General features: G+C 52.3%; 1 protein-coding gene. It reads left to right on the top strand.

Annotated elements, in window-relative coordinates; translation table 11 throughout:
* On the top strand, positions 1 to 304 hold a 304-nt coding region (locus tag LZP73_RS19845; protein ID WP_234236632.1), incomplete at both ends, for a conjugal transfer protein TraH.

The following is a 304-nucleotide window of genomic DNA, read 5'->3' as shown; positions in this document are numbered from 1 at the left end:
AGTTGCAGCGTTTTGTTAAGCAGATTATGAGCAACGCTGCCGGTTACTTTTTTGACCTTGCCCTGCAGGCAACGGTGCCGGAAATCAAAACCGCAAAAGACTTCCTGCAGAAAATGGCAAGCGACATTAACAGTATGAACCTCAGCTCCTGTCAGGTGGCGCAGGGGATTGTCGGAGGATTATTTCCTCAGACTCAGGTGTCACAGCAGAAGGTCTGTCAGGACATTGCCGGTGAGAGCAATATTTTTGCTGACTGGGCCGCGTCCCGTCAGGGCTGCACGGTCGGAGGACAGTCATCGTCTGT

Source organism: Shewanella sp. AS16 (genome assembly GCF_021412365.1).
GTDB lineage: Bacteria > Pseudomonadota > Gammaproteobacteria > Enterobacterales > Shewanellaceae > Shewanella > Shewanella salipaludis.
Note: the sequence above shows the minus strand (reverse complement) of the source record. Positions and strands in the feature narration are given on the sequence as shown.